This window comes from Flavobacterium sp. RHBU_3 (genome assembly GCF_046613565.1).
Lineage (GTDB): Bacteria > Bacteroidota > Bacteroidia > Flavobacteriales > Flavobacteriaceae > Flavobacterium.
This window is the reverse complement of record NZ_JBKJHC010000050.1, coordinates 1-286: the sequence shown is the minus strand read 5'-3', so window position 1 is coordinate 286 and position 286 is coordinate 1. Positions and strand designations below refer to the sequence as shown.

Sequence of the window (286 nt, the reverse complement as noted above, 5' to 3'; positions counted from 1 at the left end):
TTCAGTTATAGTTGCTGATGCGGTTGCTGTACAACCGTTAGCATCGGTTACTGTTACGTTATAAGTACCAGCCGCAAGACCGGTTATGGTAGCTGTAGTAGCACCATTACTCCAAAGGTAAGTATAGCCTGTAGTACCACCTGTTACCGCTACTGTAGCAGCTCCGGTAGCACCACCATTACAAAGGATGTTGGTTTGAGAAGATATTGAAGCCGATAAAGCAGTAGGCTCAGTTATAGTTACTGATGCAGTTGCTGTACAACCGTTGGCATCGGTTACTGTTACG

General features: G+C 45.5%; 1 protein-coding gene. It reads right to left on the bottom strand.

Going from position 1 to position 286, the window contains the following annotated elements; translation table 11 throughout:
* The coding region (locus ACLI1A_RS19595; protein WP_411410388.1) for a SprB repeat-containing protein at positions 1–286 on the bottom strand (286 nt) is incomplete at both ends.